At 72.9% G+C, this 20,541-nt stretch carries 13 protein-coding genes, 1 tRNA gene and 1 pseudogene; 8 read left to right on the top strand and 7 right to left on the bottom strand.

What is annotated here, in order from left to right:
* Positions 1-350: pseudogene (locus ACIBCU_RS05115) on the top strand (hypothetical protein); the annotation flags it as partial.
* A gap of 213 nt (positions 351-563) precedes the next feature.
* On the opposite strand, the gene ACIBCU_RS05110 reads toward ACIBCU_RS05115, so the two are convergent.
* Positions 564-636: transfer RNA gene (locus ACIBCU_RS05110), tRNA-Arg, on the bottom strand.
* A 307-nt stretch (positions 637-943) separates the two neighbouring features.
* Here ACIBCU_RS05110 and ACIBCU_RS05105 point away from each other — a divergent pair.
* The 7 genes from ACIBCU_RS05105 (at position 944) to ACIBCU_RS05075 (ending at position 9,811) form a co-directional block, all read left to right on the top strand.
* The gene (locus ACIBCU_RS05105; RefSeq protein ID WP_362926599.1) at positions 944-2,587 is read left to right on the top strand and encodes a dynamin family protein; all 1,644 of its coding nucleotides are present in this window, start codon (positions 944-946) and stop codon (positions 2,585-2,587) included.
* Entirely contained in the window at positions 2,584-4,578 is a 1,995-nt protein-coding gene (locus ACIBCU_RS05100) for a GTPase (RefSeq protein ID WP_399229303.1), read from the top strand. The genes ACIBCU_RS05105 and ACIBCU_RS05100 overlap by 4 nt, the downstream gene beginning before the upstream one ends.
* A gap of 156 nt (positions 4,579-4,734) precedes the next feature.
* A complete protein-coding gene (locus ACIBCU_RS05095) occupies positions 4,735-5,160 on the top strand; it encodes a single-stranded DNA-binding protein (RefSeq protein ID WP_399229301.1) in 426 nt (141 codons plus the stop codon).
* A 293-nt stretch (positions 5,161-5,453) separates the two neighbouring features.
* Positions 5,454-6,821 carry a Cys-Gln thioester bond-forming surface protein gene (locus ACIBCU_RS05090; protein ID WP_399229732.1) on the top strand — a complete coding sequence of 456 codons (1,368 nt, stop codon included), beginning with the start codon at positions 5,454-5,456 and terminating at the stop codon, positions 6,819-6,821.
* A gap of 208 nt (positions 6,822-7,029) precedes the next feature.
* Positions 7,030-8,694 (top strand): energy-dependent translational throttle protein EttA, encoded by a 1,665-nt coding sequence (ettA, locus tag ACIBCU_RS05085; RefSeq protein WP_104785750.1) that lies wholly within the window; start codon positions 7,030-7,032, stop codon positions 8,692-8,694.
* Between the two features lie 5 nt (positions 8,695-8,699).
* Entirely contained in the window at positions 8,700-9,122 is a 423-nt protein-coding gene (locus tag ACIBCU_RS05080; RefSeq protein WP_362926592.1) for a thioesterase family protein, read from the top strand.
* Entirely contained in the window at positions 9,119-9,811 is a 693-nt protein-coding gene (locus ACIBCU_RS05075; RefSeq protein WP_399229298.1) for a hypothetical protein, read from the top strand. The genes ACIBCU_RS05080 and ACIBCU_RS05075 overlap by 4 nt, the downstream gene beginning before the upstream one ends.
* Before the next feature lie 71 nt (positions 9,812-9,882).
* Here the strand turns inward: ACIBCU_RS05075 and ACIBCU_RS05070 are convergent, their stop codons facing one another.
* The 6 genes from ACIBCU_RS05070 to ACIBCU_RS05045 all read right to left on the bottom strand — a co-directional run bounded on the left by ACIBCU_RS05070 (position 9,883) and on the right by ACIBCU_RS05045 (position 20,522).
* On the bottom strand, positions 9,883-10,839 hold the full coding sequence (locus tag ACIBCU_RS05070; RefSeq protein WP_399229296.1) for an ATP-binding cassette domain-containing protein: 957 nt from the start codon (positions 10,837-10,839) through the stop codon (positions 9,883-9,885).
* On the bottom strand, positions 10,836-13,607 hold the full coding sequence (locus ACIBCU_RS05065) for an FtsX-like permease family protein (protein WP_399229294.1): 2,772 nt from the start codon (positions 13,605-13,607) through the stop codon (positions 10,836-10,838). The genes ACIBCU_RS05070 and ACIBCU_RS05065 overlap by 4 nt, the downstream gene beginning before the upstream one ends.
* Position 13,608: 1 nt before the next feature.
* The gene (locus ACIBCU_RS05060; protein WP_399229292.1) at positions 13,609-16,941 is read right to left on the bottom strand and encodes an FtsX-like permease family protein; all 3,333 of its coding nucleotides are present in this window, start codon (positions 16,939-16,941) and stop codon (positions 13,609-13,611) included.
* A 187-nt stretch (positions 16,942-17,128) separates the two neighbouring features.
* Positions 17,129-17,533 (bottom strand): globin, encoded by a 405-nt coding sequence (locus ACIBCU_RS05055; protein ID WP_362937074.1) that lies wholly within the window; start codon positions 17,531-17,533, stop codon positions 17,129-17,131.
* 73 nt (positions 17,534-17,606) lie between these two features.
* Entirely contained in the window at positions 17,607-19,049 is a 1,443-nt protein-coding gene (locus tag ACIBCU_RS05050) for an FHA domain-containing protein (RefSeq protein ID WP_399229290.1), read from the bottom strand.
* 111 nt (positions 19,050-19,160) lie between these two features.
* Entirely contained in the window at positions 19,161-20,522 is a 1,362-nt protein-coding gene (locus tag ACIBCU_RS05045) for a VWA domain-containing protein (RefSeq protein ID WP_362937080.1), read from the bottom strand.
* Positions 20,523-20,541 lie beyond the last annotated feature (19 nt).

Here is a 20,541-nt window from a genome sequence, read left to right as displayed (position 1 = left end):
GTGACTCCCGTTCGAACGCCGAGATCAATTCCATCGGTGAGGACACGGGTACGTGCCCGCCGGTGCAGGAGTCCGACGAGGCGTCGGGTACGCCGAGGGACCCGGACACGAAGTGCACGGACCAGGTGAACTACGCGGGTGACTCCCGTTCGAACGCCGAGATCAATTCCATCGGTGAGGACACGGGTACGTGCCCGCCGGTGCAGGAGTCCGACGAGGCGTCGGGTACGCCGAAGGACCCGGACACGAAGTGCACGGACCAGGTGAACTACGCGGGCGACTCCCGCTCGAACGCCGAGATCAACTCCATCGGCGAGGACACGGGCACCTGCCCGCCGGTGCAGAAGTGAATCGCTGAGCGTCCCTGTAAGAAGGAGTCCCGGGCCAAGCGCTTGCATGCCCGCACCCCCGCCCCGGTGACAGCCGGACAGCGCCGGACCGTCCTCGCAACCGCCCGAGGCCGGTCCGGCGCTTACGCGCGCTCTACGGGCCACCCTCTAGTCTGCGTCCGACCAGCGGAAAGGCCCTCCGGGTCGGAGGGCCTCACAGTGGTGCGCGATGTGTGCCCCCGGCAGGACTCGAACCTGCGGCCAAGCGCTTAGAAGGCGCCTGCTCTATCCACTGAGCTACGGGGGCCGGGTGTCCCGGAGGGCGCTGGTTCAAGCCATCCGTGACCTTGCGGGGACAAGGATAGGGCTCAGATCACCTCGTCCCGGTTGCTTCACCTGCGTGGCACGATGTGGAGGTTCAGTGAAGCGAACCGATAATCGCAGGTGGGTGCGATTCATGCATCGCTTTTGACGCCTCGCGCCCCGGGTGTTGTGCACTCGTTATGCCTGCGCCCCACTCGTCCCCTCTGTCCCCCAGGGTGGATCCGCCGCGCAGAGGGGCCTATACGCTTCAAAAAGGCGTCAAAATTGGGCATTCTTCACATGTGGTAACCATGGATGTACGGCCCCAGCTCATCGACGCACTTTCCGCCCTGCGCGACCGTGTCGCTGCCGTGCGTCTTCCACTTCCCCTGCCGGGGGCCCCACGCGCCCGGCAGACGCGGACCGAACTGCTCGCCCAGCTCGACGACTACCTCGTACCCCGTCTCAAGGATCCCGAGGCACCCCTGCTCGCGGTGATCGGCGGATCCACCGGAGCCGGCAAGTCCACGCTCGTCAACTCGCTGGTGGGGTGCCGGGTCAGTGAGGCCGGTGTGCTGCGCCCGACCACGCGGACCCCCGTACTCGTCTGCCACCCGGACGACCACCACTGGTTCGCCGGGGTGCGGGTGCTGCCGCAGCTGACCAGGGTGTGGCTGCCGCCGGGGCAGATCCCGGACCCGGACGGGCTCGACCACCTCGGGGCCGACGGGGACCGGGACGACACCGTGCTGCGTGTGGAGACCGCGGCGACCCTGCCCCGGGGGCTCGCGCTCCTGGACGCCCCGGACATCGACTCCCTCGTCGTCCGGAACCGGGTCCTGGCCGCCGAACTCATCTGCGCCGCCGACGTATGGGTCATGGTGACCACCGCGTCCCGGTACGCGGACGCCGTGCCGTGGCATCTGCTGCGCACCGCCAAGGAGTACGACGCCTCCCTCGTCATCGTCCTGGACCGGGTGCCGCACCAGGTGATCGCCGAGGTGTCCCGGCAGTACGCAGCCCTGCTCACCCGGGCCGGCCTCGGCGAGGTGCCCCGCTTCACCATCCCGGAGCTCCCCGAGTCCGCGGGCGGAGGCAGCGGACTGCTGCCCACCACCGCCGTCGCACCCCTGCGCGCCTGGCTCACACACCGGGCGCAGGACCCGGCGGCCCGTCAGCAGGCCGTGGGACGTACGGCGTCCGGGGTCATCGACTCGCTCAACGTACGGATGCCCGAGCTGGCCGGGGCCGTCGCCGCGCAGTACGCCGCGGCCGTACGGCTGACCGGCGTGGTCGAGGAGGCGTACGGGAAGGAGCTCTCGCGCGTGCGACGGAGGCTCCGCGACGGCGCGGTGCTCGCCGGGGGCGCCCGCACCCGGTGGCGCGGATATCCGCTCTACAGCACCGAGGGGGAGCTGCTGGACGCACTCGTGGAGAGCCTGATCGCTCTGCTCCAGTGCGCCGTGGCGGCCTCCGACGAGCAGATCCGCACGATCTGGCAGCGGGAGCCCGCCGCCGGGATCTTCCGGTTCGAGGACGCCGGCCGGGAGGCCGGCGGGTGGGGGCCCGCCGAGGACATCCAGGGCCGGATCGCCATGGCCGTACGGCGCTGGCGGCGCGTCCTGGAGGAGCTCGCCGAGGAGGAGGCGCGGCTGCTCGAACGCAATGCCGCGCCCGACGCCGAGACGGTGGCCGCGCTGCTGGCCGCCGCCCTTCTCGGCGGCCGCCGCGCCAGGGGCGCCGGGGAGCAGCTCGCCGAACGGATCGGCGCCCAGGGGGCGCTGCGCCTCCGCGACAAGGGCGGGGCGCTGCTCACCGACTGCCTGGACCAGGTCATGCACGGCGAGCGCGACCGGCGCCTCGCCCCGCTGGACGCGCTCGACGTCGCACCCGAGCCGCAGGCCGAACTCATCGCCGCGCTGTCCGTACTGCAGAAGGAGAGGTGGCAGCGATGACTGCCGTCACTGACCAGGGCCGGGACCATGGACAGGGACCGGAGCACGAGGGCGCGGAAGACGCCGGGCTGGACGACGGCAGGCGGTGGGACGACGGGCTCATCGCGCGCCGTGCCGCCGACGCCGCGCAGGAGGGCGCGGAGGCCGAGCGGACTCCCCAGGACGACGAACCGGGGCCCCAGGTCGAGGCGTACGGACTGCCCGGCAGCCCGCTGCGGCCACGGCTGGACGCACTGCGCGAACTGGTCGGTCTCTCCCGCGCCCGGCTCGACGCGGACACCCTCGCCGAGGCCGGCCGGGTGCTCGACGAGGCGTCGGCGCGCCAGCGGCTCTCCTCCCGGCACACGGTCGTCGCCCTCGCGGGGGCCACCGGCAGCGGTAAGTCCGCGCTCTTCAACGCGCTCGCGGGCGTCCAGATCTCCGACACGGGGCTGCGCCGGCCGACGACCTCGGCCCCGATCGCCTGCAGCTGGACCGACGGCGCCGCCGGACTGCTCGACCGGCTGGCCATCCCCGGCCGGCTCCGGCGCAGGCCGGTGCAGGGCGGCACGGCCACCGACGAGGCGCTGCAGGGGCTCGTCCTGGTCGACCTGCCCGACCACGACTCGGCGGCGACCGGCCACCGTGAGCAGGTGGACCGGGTGCTGTCCCTGGTCGACGCGGTGATCTGGGTCGTCGACCCGGAGAAGTACGCCGACGCCGCCCTGCACGAACGCTATCTGCGGCCCCTCGCCGGGCACGCCGAGATCTCCTTCGTCGTGCTCAACCAGATCGACCGGCTGTCCGGCGAGGCCGCCGACCTGGTCCTGGACGACCTGCGCCGGCTGCTCGACGAGGACGGCATGGCGGTGGGGGAGCACGGAGAGCCGGGCGCCACCGTCATGTCCCTGTCCGCGCTCACCGGGGCAGGGGTGGGCGACCTGCGCGAGCTGCTCGGCAGGTTCGTCCAGGCCCGTACGGCGGCGGCGCGCAGGCTCTCCGCCGACGTGGACGCGGCCGCCGCGCGGCTCCGGCCGGTGTACGTCGCCGAGGGGCGGCCGGGGCTCGGCGAGCGGGCCCGGGAGGAATTCACCGACCGGCTCTCGGAAGCCGTCGGCGCGGCGGCGGCGGGCCAGGCGGCGGAGCGCGAGTGGCGGAGGAACGCCGGGCGGGCCTGCGGGACGCCCTGGCTGCGGCTGTGGCGCTGGTACGAGTCCACCCGGCAGCTGGGCGGCGGCCTCGACCTGATGGCGCAGGCCCTCGCACCGCCGGAGGAGGAGCTCACCGCCCGGCAGCGCGTGGAGCAGGCCGTACGGAAGCTGGCGGACGACGCGGTGGACGGGCTGCCCGCGCCGTGGGCGCAGGCCGTGCGCGAGACGGCGGTGAACGGCGCGAAGGGGCTGCCGGAGGCGCTGGACGAGCTGTCACGGAACGCGCAGGCGGGAGCCGGCGGCCGAGGCCGCGGGGGCGCCGCGGACACGGGGTCCGCTTCCGTGGGCCCGGGTGTGTGGGGCTCGGGCGGGGCGGCTACTGCGGCGGGACAGGGCAAGCGTGGTTCCGGTTCCGCGGGTTTTGGTTCCGGTTCCGGTTCCGTGGGCAGGGCCACCGCGCCCGTCGCCGGTGCGCTGGGCGGCCGCGTCGCCAGGCCGCCCCGCCCGGCATGGTGGCCCGCGGCGGTGCTCGCGCAGGCCTCGATGACGCTGCTCCAGATCTTCGGCGGGCTGTGGCTGCTCGGCCAGATCGTGGGCGTGCTCGAACCGGGCCTGCTCACCCCGGCCCTGCTCATGCTGGCCGGAGTGGTCGGCGGGCCGCTCGTCGAGTGGTCGTGCGCGGCGGCGGCGCGGGGGCCCGCGCGCCGGTACGGGCAGGAGGCGGAAAGGCGGCTCCGCGAGGCCGCCGCCGGATGCGGCAGGGTCAGGGTCCTCGACCCGGTGGCGGCGGAACTGGCCCGCTACCGCGAGGTGCGGGAGCGATATGTGGCGGTGACGGAATTGTCCACAACCGGCGGGTAATCCACAGGCCTCGGCGGGATTCCCGCTTTCCGTCCAGCATGGTTCGCAGCGGATCAGACAGACGCACCGGATCGCACGTCATCGCACCGCATCGGTGCAGGGCGGACAGCGGGCCGGAAAGCGGACGGAATGCGGCAGGAATCGGGGGCCTGGGAAATGAACGAGACGTTGGTGACGCTGGTGGGAAACGCCGCGACCGCGGTGGACTTCCGGGAGGCGGCCACGGGGCCGACGGCGCGGTTCCGGTTGGCGGTGACGCCCCGGCGGTGGGACCGGGAGCAGCAAGCCTGGACGGACGGCCGCACCAGCTTCTACACGGTGTGGGCGCGGCGGACGCTGGCGGCGAATCTGTCCGGTTCGGTCTCGGTCGGAGAGCCGCTCGTCGTGCACGGCCGCCTGAAGGTGCGCGAGGAGGAGCGGGACGGGGTGTGGAAGACCTCTGTGGACATCGAGGCGGTGGCGGTGGGACACGACCTGACCAGGGGGACGGCGGCGTTCCGGCGCGTCGTCAGAGCCGGCCCCGCCCTGACGGCGCCTACGCATCGTCAGAAACCAGCCACGGAAATGGCATCGGTGTCCTGAAGGGGAGGGGGCGCGCCGAACAGGGCTATAACGATTACGAGTCGGAATGCTTATCTGACGGCATGACGGGGATTCCCGTTCGCTCGGCTCCTTACGATTCCCCAGTACTCATGCGGCACTTGAGTTTGCTGGCGGGGCACCTCCCACACGCGCATCATGCGTGAAGGTCTCGCCCGGAGGGGAATTCTGTGTTTTCTGTGTCTTCAGCATCCACTTCGTCGTCGACGGCGGCGACGGAGGGCTCCCCAGGGAGCCGAAGCAAGGGCCGCGGTCTCGTCAGGGCGGCCGCCGCGATGCTGGCCACCGGGCTGGTCGCCGCGGGAACGATCGTCGGAGCGACGGCCGCCACGGCCGCGCCGGCGGACGAGACGGGTCAGCACCAGGGTGGGGCGGTCGCCGTGCTGGACGGTCTGAAGACCTACGGCACCGCCCAGCTCAACACCGGTGAGGGCAAGAAGCCCCAGGAGCTGCCCGCCGGCCTGTTCGAGATGAAGGTCGACGGCGGCGGCACGATCCAGACGTACTGCATCGACTTCCACACGCCCACCAAGGACGGCGCGAAGTACCTGGAGACCCCCTGGGACCAGTCTTCGCTCGGCACCAACGAGGACGCCGGCAAGGTGCGCTGGATCCTGCAGCACTCCTACCCGCAGGTCAACGACTTCGCGGCGCTCGCCGAGAAGGCCGGTACCGGCCCGCTCGACGAGAAGACCGCCGCCGCCGGCACCCAGGTCGCCATCTGGCGCTTCTCGGACAAGGCCGACGTGACGGCCAAGGACGCGAACGCCGAGAAGCTCGCCGACTGGCTGGAGGCGAACGCCCAGAACGTCGCGGAGCCCAAGGCGTCCGTGGGGCTGTCTCCAGCCGCGGTCTCCGGCAAGGCCGGTGAGAAGCTGGGTCCGATCACCGTCCACACCGACGCCGGGCAGGTCGCGGTGGCACCGCCCGTCGACGCCGCCGCCAGCGGGGTCCAGGTCACCGACAAGGCCGGCAAGCCTGTCACCGAGGCCGCCGATGGCGCCGACCTCTACTTCTCCGTCCCCGAGGACGCCACCGACGGCTCCGCCTCGTTCTCCGTCCAGGCCTCGACCTCCGTGCCCGTGGGCCGGGTCTTCGCCGGGCTGATCAAGAGCCAGACGATGATCCTCGCCGGCTCCAGCGAGTCGACCGTCTCCGCGACGGCGACCGCCACCTGGGCCGAGAAGGGTGCCGTCCCGGCGGTGACCTCGCAGAAGAACTGCGCCAAGGGCGGCGTCGACATCACCGTGAGCAACACGGGTGACGAGGCGTTCACCTTCGAGCTCGCCGGCACCGAGCACACCATCCCGGCCGGTGAGACCCGCACGGTGACCGTCCCGGTCGGCGAGGACGAGGCCTACGACTTCACGATCACCGGCCCCGGCGGCTTCAGCAAGAACTTCAAGGGCGTCCTGGACTGCGAGACCGCCGGCACCCCCGCCCCGGGTGACGACGTCACCACCCAGACCGGCTCCGAGCCCACGCCCGCCGCGAGCACCCCCGCTGCGGAGGGTGACCTCGCGGCGACCGGCGGTTCCAGCGCCACCCCCGTCATCGCGGGTGTCGCCATCGCCCTGGTCGTTCTCGGCGGCGGCGCGGTCTTCCTGCTCCGCCGGAAGAAGCCGCAGACCAGCGGTGAGTGACTGAGCACAGGCGTAGCGGGAATGCGCCGGTGAAGGGCCTGGTACGGACCTCCGTACCAGGCCCTTCGTGCCCCCGGGGCCCCTCCGGCCGGGCCGCCCGGTACGGGCCGGGCCCGTACCGGGAACCGGACGGGTTTCCGTCCGGGTGCGGACGTCAGGCAAGATGGGTGTATCTGCCCACACCTCTATTGCTGCCGGACGGTTTCTCTTGGCTGAGTACATCTACACCATGCGCAAGACGCGCAAGGCGCACGGCGACAAGGTGATTCTCGATGACGTCAACTTGAACTTCCTGCCCGGCGCGAAGATCGGTGTCGTGGGGCCCAACGGTGCCGGTAAGTCCACAGTGCTGAAGATCATGGCGGGCCTGGAGCAGCCGTCCAACGGTGACGCCTTCCTGTCGCCCGGATTCAGCGTCGGCATCCTCATGCAGGAGCCGAAGCTCGACGAGAACAAGTCCGTCCTGGAGAACGTCCAGGACGGCGCCGCCGAGATCATGGGCAAGCTCAAGCGCTTCAACGAGGTCGCCGAGCTCATGGCGACGGACTACTCCGACGCGCTCATGGACGAGATGGGCAAGCTCCAGGAGGACCTGGACCACGCCAACGCCTGGGACCTCGACGCCCAGCTGGAGCAGGCCATGGACGCCCTGGGCTGCCCGCCCGGCGACTGGCCCGTCAACAACCTCTCCGGCGGCGAGAAGCGCCGTGTGGCGCTCTGCAAGCTCCTCATCGAGGCCCCGGACCTGCTCCTCCTCGACGAGCCCACCAACCACCTCGACGCCGAGTCGGTGAACTGGCTGGAGCAGCACCTCTCGAAGTACGCGGGCGCCGTCGTCGCCGTGACGCACGACCGGTACTTCCTGAACAACGTCGCCGAGTGGATCCTCGAGCTCGACCGCGGCCGCGCCCTGCCCTACGAGGGCAACTACTCCACGTACCTCGACAAGAAGGCCACCCGCCTCAAGGTCGAGGGCCGCAAGGACGAGAAGCGCGCCAAGCGGCTCAAGGAAGAGCTGGAGTGGGTCCGCTCCAACGCCAAGGGCCGGCAGACCAAGTCCAAGGCACGTCTCGCCCGTTACGAGGAGATGGCGGCCGAGGCGGACAAGATGCGGAAGCTGGACTTCGAGGAGATCCAGATCCCGCCGGGCCCGCGGCTCGGTTCCATCGTCGTCGAGGTCGAGAACCTCTCCAAGGCCTTCGGCGACAAGGTCCTCATCGACGACCTGTCCTTCACGCTCCCGCGTAACGGCATCGTCGGCGTCATCGGTCCGAACGGCGCGGGCAAGACCACGCTGTTCAAGATGATCCAGGGCCTGGAGACGCCGGACTCCGGCGCCATCAAGGTCGGCGACACGGTCAAGATCTCGTACGTCGACCAGTCCCGCGCCAACATCGACCCGAAGAAGACCCTCTGGGCCGTCGTGTCGGACGAGCTGGACTACATCAACGTCGGCCAGGTCGAGATGCCCTCGCGGGCGTACGTCTCCGCGTTCGGCTTCAAGGGCCCGGACCAGCAGAAGCCGGCCGGTGTCCTCTCCGGTGGTGAGCGCAACCGCCTGAACCTGGCGCTGACGCTCAAGGAGGGCGGCAACCTGCTGCTCCTCGACGAGCCCACCAACGACCTCGACGTCGAGACCCTGTCCTCGCTCGAGAACGCGCTGCTGGAGTTCCCCGGAGCAGCGGTGGTCATCTCTCACGACCGCTGGTTCCTGGACCGCGTCGCCACGCACATCCTGGCGTACGAGGGCGACTCCAAGTGGTACTGGTTCGAGGGCAACTTCGAGTCGTACGAGAAGAACAAGGTCGAGCGTCTCGGCGCGGACGCGGCCCGCCCGCACCGTGCCACCTACAAGAAGCTCACGCGAGGCTGATCGACTTGGCCCGTCACATCTACAGCTGCCCGCTGCGCTGGTCGGACATGGATGCCTTCGGCCACGTGAACAACGTGGTCTTCCTCCGCTACCTGGAGGAGGCGCGCATCGACTTCATGTTCCGGCTGGCGCCGGGGGACGGCTCGCCGTCCTTCGCCGGCGGGTCCGTCGTGGCCCGGCACGAGATCGACTACGTGCGCCCGCTGGTCCACCGGCACGCCCCGGTGACCATCGAGTCCTGGGTCACGAAGATCACCGCGGCGTCCCTCACGATCGCCTACGAGGTCAAGGACCCCGAGCAGGTGTACGTACGGGCGTCGACGGTCGTCGTGCCGTACAACCTGGCCGAGGAGCGGCCCCGGCGGATCACCGCCGAGGAGAAGCTCTTCCTGCAGGAGTACCTCGACCAGGAGCCCGCCGTCGCATGACAGTGCCTGTGCGGTCGGCGCGGTTCGCCGACGTGAGGGAGGCGGCCGATCTCGCCGCCTTCCTCGGCCGGCTCCTGCACTACGACCGGGCCGCCGCCGTCCGTCTCCAGGCGGGCGGCGGCGCGCTGGCCGTCTTCGGCCGGCCGCCGTCGTTCGAGGTCCTCGCGATCCGGACGGCCCGGCTGTCCGGGGCGCACGACTTCGACGTCACGGTCTCGGCCGGTGAGCTCCTTGAAGCGCTCGACACGGAAGGGGCCGGCGAAGCGGCCTGCCCCCTGCCCGCGCCGGTCACCGGGCCGCCGTGGGCCGGGCTGCTGCCGCCGCGGAGCGGCTGGCAGGAGCGCCCAGGGCTGCCGGACCCCGCCGACCTGCGCACCCGGCTCACCGTTGCCGTGGCCGAGTTCCGGTCCCGTGACGCGGCGCTGCCCGAGGACCGGCGCACCCGGGCGGAACGCGACCTGATCGGCCACGACATCTGGTCCCGGACGGTCGGGGACACGGAGCTCCCGCTGCGCGCCGTCCATGCCGCCCAGTCCCTCGGCTTCCTCCGCCCGGCGCCCGACTTCCCCGTCGCGCTGCTCACGGCGGGATCCTGGCTGCGGCTGCGCACGCCGTTCGGCTCGATCGCGCTGCGCGGCGCGGGCGGTGCCGGCCTCGGCGCGCTCGCCGTGACGGTCGGAACGGCCTGACGCGAACGGCGTGACCCGAACGGCCTGTTCCGGGCGGTTCGCTCCGGGCGGTTCGCTCCGTACGGGAGCACCTACTCCTTCGGTGCGTCCGGCCACACCCCGATGTGGTCCTGCTCCAGCTCCAGCATCACCCTGTGCTCCATCCCCAGGGCCTCCGTGTAGTCGGCCGGCAGCTGCAGCCGTCCCGCCCGGTCGAGCATCGCGTACTCCCGCGCCACCTGGGACTCCTGCCCCGTCGCCGCGTCCACCTCGGTGCGCCGCAGCACCTCGGACGACGTGCGGCCGTCGCGGATCGCGACCGTGCGGCGCACCTCGCCCGCCACCGCCTGGTCGTGGGTGACGATGACGATCGTCGTACCGAGCTCCTCGTTGGCACGCCGGAACGCGGCGAACACCTGCTCGCCGGTCGCGGAGTCCAGCTCACCGGTCGGCTCGTCGGCGAGCAGCACCGACGGGTCGTTGGCCAGGGCCACCGCGATCGCCACCCGCTGCTGCTGTCCCCCCGACATCTGGGCGGGGCGGCGGTCGCGGCAGTCCGCGACCTCCAGCATCTCCAGCAACGACTCGGCCCGCGCGGCCCGTTCACGGTTCCGGCCGCCGCCACGCAGCTGCATGGGGAGCGTGATGTTCTGTACGGCGGTCAGATACGACAGCAGATTGCGGGAGGTCTGCTGCCAGACGAACCCGACGACGTCGCGGCGGTAGCGCAGCCGCTCCTTCTGCCCCATCGCCAGCAGGTCGCAGCCCGCCACCTTCGCCGACCCGGCCGTGGGGACGTCCAGGCCCGCCAGGATGTTCATCAGGGTCGACTTCCCGCTGCCCGAGGCGCCGACCAGGGCCATCAACTCGCCCTCGGTGACCAGCAGATCGAGCCCCTGGAGCGCCTGCACCTCCACGCCGTCCGTGGAGAAGATGCGCACCAGCCGGTCGCAGGCGATCAGGGCGTCGTGCCCGTACGAGGGCCGGTCACGGCGCGCCGCGGCCCGTCGTTCGAGTTCCGCCAGGGTGGTCTCTGTCGACGATGTCACCGGGTGTCTCCTGCCCTGAGTTCCTTGATCGATCCACGACGGCTCGCCCACCACGCCTGGACGCCGGCCACGGCGGCGGCGAGGACGACCACCCCGGCCGCCGGGAGCACCAGCGACAAGGGGTCGGCCCGCAGTGAAGCGGTGTGAGGCGTCGAGGGGTCGCCACCGGCCAGTGCCAGCGCGCCCAGATCGACGCCCGGTGCCAGCAGGGCGATGGTCGCCCAGCCGACGAGGAGCCCGCCGAACGCGGCCAGCAGCGCCTGCGGCATCGCCTCGGACGCGAGCAGCCGCCTCCCCTGGCGCGTCGTGAGCCCCATGGTGCGCAGCCGGGCCAGGAGCGTGGTGCGCTCCGGGGCGGTCTGCAGCAGGGAGAGACCCACGGCGAGCAGCGCGTATCCGGCGCCCGCCACGACCGCAGCCCCGTAGATCCGGTCGGCGCCCGACTGCATCGGGGTGTCCACGAACCTCTCGCGCTCCGCCGACCGCAGCCGCACCCCGACCTCCGGCCCCTCGTCGCGCGCGGCGGCCGTGAGCCGGCGCCCGTCGAGCGAGGAACCGGTGACCAGCAGGGTCGTGGGATCCGGCTGGGCGAGCCCCTTCGCGTCGACGATCAGGAACTCGGAATCGCTCACGGCGGAGGTGCGCGCCAGCACCCCGGCGACCCGCACCCTGATGTCACCCGCCTGCGACCGGATGGTGTGCGGCCGCTCACCGAGCCGCTCACCGAGCGCGGGCGAGACGAGCGCGGGGAGCACCTTGTCCTGCCCCGGCCCGCTCTCCAGCGTGGCCACGGGGAAGGCGGGCAGCCCGGTGCCGCGCGCCAGTCGCGCGTACGACTCCGGCTCGACGCCCATCAGCGTCGCGCGCTTCGTCTCCGACCTGACGTCCAGGCCGGCCGCCAGCGGGGTCCCGTCCTCGATGCGCACGGGGGCGACGTCCTCGACGCCGTCCACCGCCCGCACCTCACGGACGAAGCGTTCGGAGAGCGGGGAGAGCCCGCCCTCCGCGCTGATCCGGGCGTCCGCGCCGACGGCCCGCAGCGACGCCTCGTCACGGGCGTCCGCGACCCCCGCGAGCACCGAGCCCCCGAACGCGGCGGTGGTCAGCGCGATCAGCAGGGCCAGCAGGGGCAGCGTGCCGCTCGACGAGGCCCTGCCCGCGCGGGCCAGCGACAGGAAGCCGACCGCTCCGCGCAGCCGCGCCACGGGGCGGGCCGCGAGGCGCAGGGGCAGCGGATACAGCCGTACGAGTACGAGCGCGGAGATCAGCCCCACCAGGACGGGCGCGGCACTGACCAGCAGATCGGCGCCCGAGCCCGTCGACGTGCCACGGCGGCGCAGCGTGGTGACGGCGCCGACGGCCAGGACGAGCAGGGTCAGTTCGGCCACCGTACGACGGCGGGTGGGCCTGGCGTCCACCATGTCGTCGCGGGCGCCGTGCAGCAGCGGCCTGCGGTGGTGCAGGGCCGTACGGAGCGGCAGCACCAGGCAGACGAGCACCGCGACGGCGGCCGCACCCGCCACGGCGGGCAGCAACCGGGCCTCGCCGACGAGGAGGACGGCCAGCAGCAGCCCGAGAGCGGCAGCGGGGAGCACGGCCACCGCCGTCTCGGCGAGCAGCCGCACACCGATGCCCCGAAGCGAGCCGCCCCGGGAGCGCAGCAGGGCCAGTTCGTGGTGGCGGCGCGCGCCGATCAGCCCGCCCGTCATCAGCAGGACGACGGCGGCCACCGCGCCGATACCCACGGCGGCCACCGTGACCACGGGGCCGATGGCGGCGCGCATCGCCGTGTAGGCGTCGAGGATCGCGTCCAGGTCCGTGGTGAGCGTCGTGTTGGGCCCCACCAGGGCACGCAGCTTCAGCAGCGCCGGGCCGTTCTCCAGCCCGGCGACCGCGTCGCGAAGCCGGGGGACGTCCGCCGCGGTGAGTCCGGAGGGGTCCGGGGCGAGACGCCAGTACAGCTCCGGCTCGCCCATCGTGTCGAGCAGCGCCGGCCCGGTGCCGGGCGCCAGGAGCAGCGTCCCCGTCCAGTAGAGGACCGGCGTCGGGGAGGCCGGGTCCTGCATCAGGGACGGGGCGCGGTAGAGGGGATCGACCGACCAGTAGCCGCTCTTCGGGTGCAGCGGGGTCACGATGCCCGTGACACGTACGGTCAGCGGCTTCCCGCCCTGGGTGGGCACCGTGAGCGTGGAGCCCGGCTTCATCCGCAGGTCCGTCGCGGTTTCCTCGGTGACGGCCGCCTCCACCTCACCGGCGGTTGCGGTCACCTCGCCGTGGGAGGCGGGCCAGCGCCCGGCGGCCAGCTCGCTGTGCTCGCCGAGCGCCGACGGCACGGCGTAGTGCAGCTGGGGAGGCATCGCGTTGGGACGGGGCAGCCAGGCCTCCTCCGCGACGATCGGCTTCGTGGTGTGCACCCCGTAGGAGGAGAGGGGGAGATCGGCCCGCACGGGGTCGGGAAGCGCCTTCACCAGCGCGCGGTCGATCCCGGCCAGGGACTCCTCCCGCATGGCCTGCTCCCGCACCGTACGCGGCGCGGCGAGCGAGGGCGGCGGCGTGGCCACTTCGAGCACACTCTGTCCGGGCGCCGCCGTCGTGACGTCATGGCGCAGCGCCTTCGTCTCGTACGCGTCCACGGAACGCGGGAACGCGGCGGCGAGGAAGGCGGTCAGGAACACCAGGACCGCGAGGGCGGCGGAGATACCGGGGGCCGTGCGCAGCCGCGTACGCACCCAGGGGGCGCACGCGGCCGGGATCTTGGCTGCGTTCATGTCAGTTGTCCCCCTGGTGGCGCAGCGACACCGCGGGATCGGCGCGGCGCAGTGTGATCGCGGCGACGGTCAGCAACGGCACCGCGGCGACCGAGGCGAGCAGGACCGCGACCTGCCCGGCCGGCAGCAGCACCAGTACGTCCGGCACGGGCCTCGCGGCCTGCCCGGTCAGCACGACGAGCGGTACGACGGCCCTGGTGAGCAACGCCCCCAGGGCGAGCCCGATCAGCAGGGCGAAGGTGATCAGGACGCCCTGTTCGGCGGCCGCGGTCCGGGCCAGCCGTCGACGAGGTGCGCCCAGCGCGCGCAACACCGCGAACTCGGCCGCCCGTTCGCGCTGCGAGCCCACCAGGCCGACGGCGAATCCGACCGCCGCCAGCGCGGCCGCCACCACGGCGACGGCCAGCAGCGCGGACTGCGGGCCCGCCCCCAGCGGGTCGTCCGCCAGCTCCCGCGCCACCTCGTCGCGCACCCGCACCTGTGCCGGATCGGTGCCCGGCAGCGCGCGCAGCTCCGCCGCCACCTTCGGGCCGTCGCCGGGGGCGGCGCTCAGCCACCACTCGGTGGGCGCCAGGGTGGCCCCCGCCCGGTGGGCGAGCACCTCCGACACGGCCTTCAGGTCCAGCAGCAGGCTGCCGCCCGGCTTCGTGGACGACTCCTCCGAGGCGCCCTCGGGCACACCGGCGGACGCCCCGGGGCCGGTGGTCGGGAGCTGGCGCACCGACTTCACCAGCTTCACCCGGACCGTGTTGCCCGCCAGCGTGAGGTCGATCTCCTGCCCCGGCTCCGCCCCCGCGTACGTCAGATACGCATCGGTGGCCACCGCCTTCAGCACGGGGGCCGCGGGGCGGGCCGCGGTGATCCGCAGGGTGCCGACCGCGGCGCCGCTGCCCCAGAACGAGTCGTCCGGCAGGGTGGCTCCGGTGCCGTACCGGAACGCCGGGGCGGCGCCCGAGCCGGTCACCTCCTCAACGGCCTCGCCGGGGCGGGTCTCACTCCCTTCGGACACCGTCGTCCCGGCCTTCCAGCGCACTCCTTCAGCAGCCGGCGCCGGCTCCTCACGTCCGTCCGTGGTGCGGGCCCGGAGCCTCGCCACGTCGACCAGCCGCTTCTCGGGGCGGACGGCGGGCACCTCCCCGTCCAGCTCGAAGCCGGTCACCGCCAGTTCACCGGCGGCGGACACAGGGAACGACAGGCTGTGCGCGCGGCCGTCGACGGCCACGGTGCCCGCCCCGATCCGGTACCCGACGCCGTAACGGTCCTCCAGCAGCACGCTCACCAGCGCCGTCGAGGAGGACGGGGACGTCCCGCCGGGCGCCGAGGTGTCACGGACCCGCAGATCGAAGAACACCTGCTCGCTGCCCTCGGGCAGGACCACCCCGGTCCGCGCGGTCCTCGGCGGCGCGATCGCGTCGAACAGCTCCTGCGGAGACGTGCCGGACAGGTCCTCCCGCATCAGCATCCGCTCGTCCGCGTGCGCGGTGTCCAGGGCGAGGACCTCGGCCGTCCGGCCGCCGGAGAGATCGGCCGTCGTACGGAAGGCCGGAGCCGCCTCCCGTACGCCCGGAAGATCCGTGTACGCGGCGGCCTTCGCCGGGTCGCCCGACAGCGTTCCCACCATGCGCACCGACGCGCCCGACCTGAAGTCCGCCTGGTCACCCTGCGAACGGTCCCAGGACGCGCTCTGGCCGATGGCCAGCATGCCCATCGCGACCGACAGGACCAGCAGCAGGACCGGGCCCGCGCCCCGGAGCGGCCGGCGGCTGAACTGCCAGCCCGCCAGGGCCGCGGACAGTCCCCGCCCACCCGCCGCACGGCGCTCCGCGAGCCGGGCCGCGGGCGGCAGCAGACGCAGAGTCAGGACGGTGCCCGCGAGCAGGGCCAGTGCGGGGGCGGCGACCAGCAGCGGATCGATGCCCAGGTCACCCTCCCGGTCGCCGCTGAGCGCACCGCTCCCGGCTGCCCCGGTCTGCCGGTCCAGCTGCCAGTACGCCACCCCGGCGATCAGCAGCAGCCCGATGTCGGCGCCCGCCCGCACCGGCGTGGGCAGCGCCGCGGCCCGGACGCCACGGCGACCCCCCGCGCCCGCCGTGAGGGCGGGCGCGACCACGGCGAGCGCGCACGTCAGCGCGACGGTGCCCGCCACCAGCCAGACCGTGCCGTCCACCCCGCCGTCGAGCCGCAGCCCGATCCTGCCGAGCTCGCTCCGGGCCGCGAGCAGCCGGGTCAGCGGACCCGCGAGCAGCGGCGCGACGACCGCGGCGGGCACCGCGAGCAGCAGCGCCTCGATCGCGGCCAGTGAGGCGATCCGGCCCCTGGACCCGCCCCGGGCCCGGAGCAGTTCGGTCTCGCCGCCACGCTCGCTGCTCAGCAGCCGGGCCACGAGCAGCAGGGCGTACCCGGCGAGCAGGACGAGCTGCACGGCGACGATCATGATCGTGGAGCGGGACACCAGCAGCGCCCGTTCGATCTGGTCGATGACGGTCGGCAGCGAGGTCCGCACCGTGGCACCGTCCCCGAAGACCGGCGAGGCGGACAGCGCCCCGGGCCCGTCCGCCGACGCCCGGCGCAGCGCCTCGGTCCGGCCGGTCGTCACCGTACGGAAGTCGGCGGCGGCCAGCCAGGACACCGGACCGGCGCTGACCCGGCCGGAAGCGAGCACGGCGGGGTCGGCCAGCAGGGGGCCGTACGTGGTGAAGACGACCTTGCGGGCGCCGCGCCCGCCGAGCGGGTCCAGCTGCCAGTACGGGTCGTCCAGGTCGGCCGGCTCGTAGAGGCCGGTGACCTCGACCGGCAGCGACGTCTCCTTCAGCCGGTCGGTGAGGGTGAGGCGGGAACCCGGCTTCAGCTTCAGCGCCTCGGCGGCGGCGCGGGGCAGCGCGACCTGCACGCCTTCCTTCGCGTCACCCGCCCCGGCGTCCGGCAGGCGCCCCGCGGTGAGACGGACCCGGCTGCGGTCGAGCGAGGCGAGCTGCGTCAGATCGGGCTCGTCGCGCCGCGCGGCGGGCGCCTGGAGACCGTCCGGCAGCGCGTACGACCCCGAACTCTCCAGCTTCCGTACGGTCACCGGAAGCCCGTCGAAGGTGTCGCGGGCCGCCCGGCGCACCTCGGCGTCGGCCTCGCCCCGCTGCCCGCGGTCCACATCGGCGGAGACGAAGAGCGAGGCCTGCGCTGCGGAACGGTGGGCGAGCGTGTGCCGCAGGGCGGCGTCGCCTATGGAACCCGAGAACGCGGTGAGCGCGGCCAGCACACAGGTGGTGAGCAGCACGGCCAGGACGGCGGCGGCGAGCAGGAGCCGGTGCGCGCGCACCCGCAGAAGGACGAACCCCGTCACCTGATCCCCCGAACCCTCAGCAGCCGCACGTGATCCCCCGAACCCTCAGCAGCCGCACGCCTCGCACGCCCCCCGGCGTGTACCGGATGCTTTCAGAGTGCCCGGGCTCCTGGAAACCGCTTGTGGGCGCACCTTGATGCGATCGTGACCGTTATGCGGCGCTGGGGTACCGGATTCCGCACATGGTTCAGCCCGCGGTATTGATCATCGAGGCGGCCGCGTAGGTGAGGTACTCCCACAACTGCCGCTCCTGCTCAGGGGGGAGGCCGAGCTCGTCGAGGGCCACCCGCATGTGGCCGAGCCAGGCGTCGTGCGCCGCCCGGTCCACCTGGAACGGGGCGTGCCGCATCCGCAGCCGGGGGTGCCCCCGCTGGTCGCTGTAGGTGCGCGGCCCGCCCCAGTACTGCATGAGGAACAGCGTGAACCGTTCCTCGGCGGGGCCCAGATCCGCCTCCGGGTACATCGGTCGCAGCAGCGGGTCGTCCGCGACGCCCTGGTAGAAGCGGTGGACCAGGCGCCGGAAGGTCTCCTCGCCGCCGACCTGCTCGTAGAAGGTCTGCTCCTGAAGCGTGTCGCGCGGAATCTCTGTCACCCGTCCATCGTCGCAGACACACCGGCCGAGGTCAGGAGTCCTAGGACTCCTGACCCCGGCCGGCTCCGGCGGTTCAGTCGCGGCGGACCGTGATCGTCGTCCAGGCCCCCACGTGCACCTGGTCACCGTCCTGGAGCGGGACGGGGACATAGGGCTGGATCGGTTCCTCGGCGCCGTTGAGCGTGGTGCCGTTGGTGGAGTTCTGGTCGACGACGGCCCAGGTGCCGTCCGGCTGCTGCACCAGCACGGCGTGCTGGTGCGAGACGCCCGGGTCCTCCGGCGGCACGGCGAGATCGATGTCGGGGGACTCGCCGGTGCTGTGCCGGCGGCGGCCGATGGTGATCTGGTTGCCGGTGAGCGGAAGGTGCTGCTCCGGGGAGTACGCGGGCAGGTTGAGCCCGGTCGCCTCGGGGCCGCTGCGCTGCATCATCGCCAGGAAGTAGTCACGGTCCGGGCCGATGACGGCCTTCCAGCTGACCGTTCCCTGGTCCAGTCCGCCCTGGGCGGGACCCTGACCGGGGAACTGCTGCTGCGGGGAGTGAGGCGCGCGAGGTGCCTGCGGTGTCTGCGGGCCCTGCTGGAAGGCCTGCGGATGCTGCTGCTGCGAGGGCGGCGGCAGCATCCAGTCGTCGTCGCCACCGGGCTGCGGCGCCTGCGGCCGCTGAGGCGCGGGCGGCGCGGACTGCTGCTGGAACGACGGCGGGGGAGGCGGCCCCTGCCGCTGCGGCTCGAACGGCGACGGCGGGCCGCCCTGCTGACCGGGACCCTGCGGGCCCTGACCCTGCGGCCCGCCGTGCTGACCGGGGCCCTGTTGTCCGGGGACCTGCTGGCCCGGCCGGCCCTGGGGCTCGAACGGCGAAGGAGAGCCCTGCTGGCCGGGCCCCTGCGAGCCGGGACCTTGCGAGCCCGGCCCCTGCGAGCCGGGCCCCTGCTGCCCCTGACCCTGCGGCCCGGGACCCTGCTGCCCCTGCGACTCGAACGGGGACGGCGACTGCTGCTGGAACGACGGCGGAGGCGGCGGCCCCTGCTGGAAGGAAGGCGGGGGCGGCGGCGGACCAGGGCGGCTGCCCTGGTCCGGCGAGAGCGGTTCGGCCGGCCGGTTCATCTGCGACGGCCGGGAACCCTGGTATTCGAACGGGTCCCGCTGCTGTTGCGGCGGGCCCTGCTGCGCCTGGAAGCCGGGCGGCAGATTCAGACCCGGCGCCGGGCCACCCGCGCCGCCCTGCGGGGCCAGCGGGGTGTACGACGTCGCCGTGTTCGTGAGGAAGTTCCAGCGGCACTCCTCGCAGTACGGCGCCATCGCCTCACGCGGGGTGCGGCACTGCGGGCAGAGCTCGGCCTGTGCGGTCGGCTCCCCGGTGCCGGGCACCGGGGGGTAGCCGTAACCGGGTGCGGGCGGCGGGGGAGGCGGCGGCGGGACCGCGCCCGTGGGCGCGCCCGTCCCGGCCATGCGGTGTCCGCAGACCTCGCACCAGTCCTCGGAACCCGACTGGTGTCCGTTCGGGCAGGTCGGCATGTCGGCGCTTCCCCCTCTCCTCGTCCGGCCCGGAGGCCGCCATGCTGTTCGGTGCACCGTCCGGTCGGCCGGGGCGGCTCTCCGTACGGTCGGTTCCTGTCGTCCGTGTCGCTACTTCTTGACGCGAACTGTCTTGGTCGAGCGCGTTTCGAGTGTCATCTCGTCCGCTTCCGCGACCCTCGCTTTCAGTCGCACAGTACCGGTCGCCGCGTCGACGACGTCGACCACCTTCGAAAGCAGTTTCGCAGTATCCGCGTTTCCGGAGCCCGACGCGAGCTGCACCGCACGGCCCAGTTTGGCTGTCGCGCCGTCGAAGTCTCCCGATTTACGCGCATCAAGTCCCTGCTGGATGACTTGTGCCAGTTCCGCCTGTCCTGTGTAGTGCGCCACCTGGGGGTTGATCGAGGTGGAGGCGACCATGTCGTCCGTCCACACGGCCCGTACGAGACCCTGGGAAAGGGTCTGCGGGGCGCCGCCGCCGGACGGAGCCGGCAGGATCAGCGAGACCCGGGCCGCCAGCATCTCCTGGCCGATCCCGGCCTCCGGAACCCTGACGCACACGTGGTAGTCCCGGGACTCGTCGCCCCAGGAGCCGGTCGGGTAGTCGCCCGCGCGGGGTCCCGCCTCGGTGCGGCGGCCGCTCAGATCGGCGACCGTGGGGGCCACCTGCTTGACGAAAACGATCTCCACGCCGACGGGTGTCCAGAGCCGCAGCGCCACGTCCGCGACCTCCTTGCCCATCGCGTTCTCCATCATCTGTGTGAAGTCCGCGGCCAGCCCCGCAGGGTCGGCGACGATGTCCGCCGTGCCGAGCAGGGCGGAGGCGATCGCTGTGACCTCTTTCACCTCCCAGTCGGTGCCGACACCCCTCGCGTCACACGTGAACCGGCCCGCACAGGAATCCAGGGCGGCCCGCAGATCCTCCGGGGACTCGTGCTCGTTGCGGCCGTCGGTGAGGAGGATGCCGTGCCGGATGTCCGCCTCGGCGGCCCCGAGCAGCCGGTCGGCCAGCCGCAGCCAGGTCCCGATCGCGGTGCCCCCGCCCGCGCTCAGCCGGCGCAGGGCCTCCTTCGCCTGGGCCTTGGTCCCCGGGTCGGCCGTCGCCAGCTGCCCGTTGCCCGGATACACGTCCTTGGCCACGTGCGTCCCCGCGACCACGGCGAACCGCGTGCCGTCGCGCAGGGTGTCGATGGCCGCCGCCGTCGCGTCGCGGGCGTTGCGCATCTTCGTGGGCGGGTAGTCCATCGAGCCCGAACAGTCGACCATGAGCACCACGGCGGCGTCCGGCGCCTGCCCCGGGAGGCGCCCCGATGCCGGCACACCGACGGCCAGCGGCACACCGCCGGTCGTCCCCCCGCCCGTGGACGTGACGGTGACGATCGCGTTGACTTCGCGGCCGCCCTCGGGCAGGTATTCGTTCTGGTACACCTCGACGGAGAACTGCGGCACGCCGGACTTGGAGAAGTTGGCCATCTGATCGGCTCCTCGATGC

Origin of the sequence: Streptomyces sp. NPDC051064, assembly GCF_044455985.1 — a bacterium.
In the GTDB taxonomy this organism is placed as follows: Bacteria; Actinomycetota; Actinomycetes; order Streptomycetales; family Streptomycetaceae; genus Streptomyces.
The sequence above is the reverse complement of the archived record's forward strand: the minus strand, read 5'-3'. Positions and strand labels throughout refer to the sequence as shown.

What these genes read in the sequence shown, in the direction of transcription:
- ACIBCU_RS05105 (WP_362926599.1), top strand. Translation starts at nt 944, where the DNA reads ATGGATGTACGGCCCCAGCTCATCGACGCACTTTCCGCCCTGCGCGAC.
- ACIBCU_RS05100 (WP_399229303.1), top strand. Translation starts at nt 2,584, where the DNA reads ATGACTGCCGTCACTGACCAGGGCCGGGACCATGGACAGGGACCGGAG.
- ACIBCU_RS05095 (WP_399229301.1), top strand. Translation starts at nt 4,735, where the DNA reads ATGAACGAGACGTTGGTGACGCTGGTGGGAAACGCCGCGACCGCGGTG.
- ACIBCU_RS05090 (WP_399229732.1), top strand. Translation starts at nt 5,454, where the DNA reads ATGCTGGCCACCGGGCTGGTCGCCGCGGGAACGATCGTCGGAGCGACG.
- ACIBCU_RS05075 (WP_399229298.1), top strand. Translation starts at nt 9,119, where the DNA reads ATGACAGTGCCTGTGCGGTCGGCGCGGTTCGCCGACGTGAGGGAGGCG.
- ACIBCU_RS05065 (WP_399229294.1), bottom strand. Translation starts at nt 13,607, where the DNA reads ATGAACGCAGCCAAGATCCCGGCCGCGTGCGCCCCCTGGGTGCGTACG.
- ACIBCU_RS05050 (WP_399229290.1), bottom strand. Translation starts at nt 19,049, where the DNA reads ATGCCGACCTGCCCGAACGGACACCAGTCGGGTTCCGAGGACTGGTGC.
- ACIBCU_RS05045 (WP_362937080.1), bottom strand. Translation starts at nt 20,522, where the DNA reads ATGGCCAACTTCTCCAAGTCCGGCGTGCCGCAGTTCTCCGTCGAGGTG.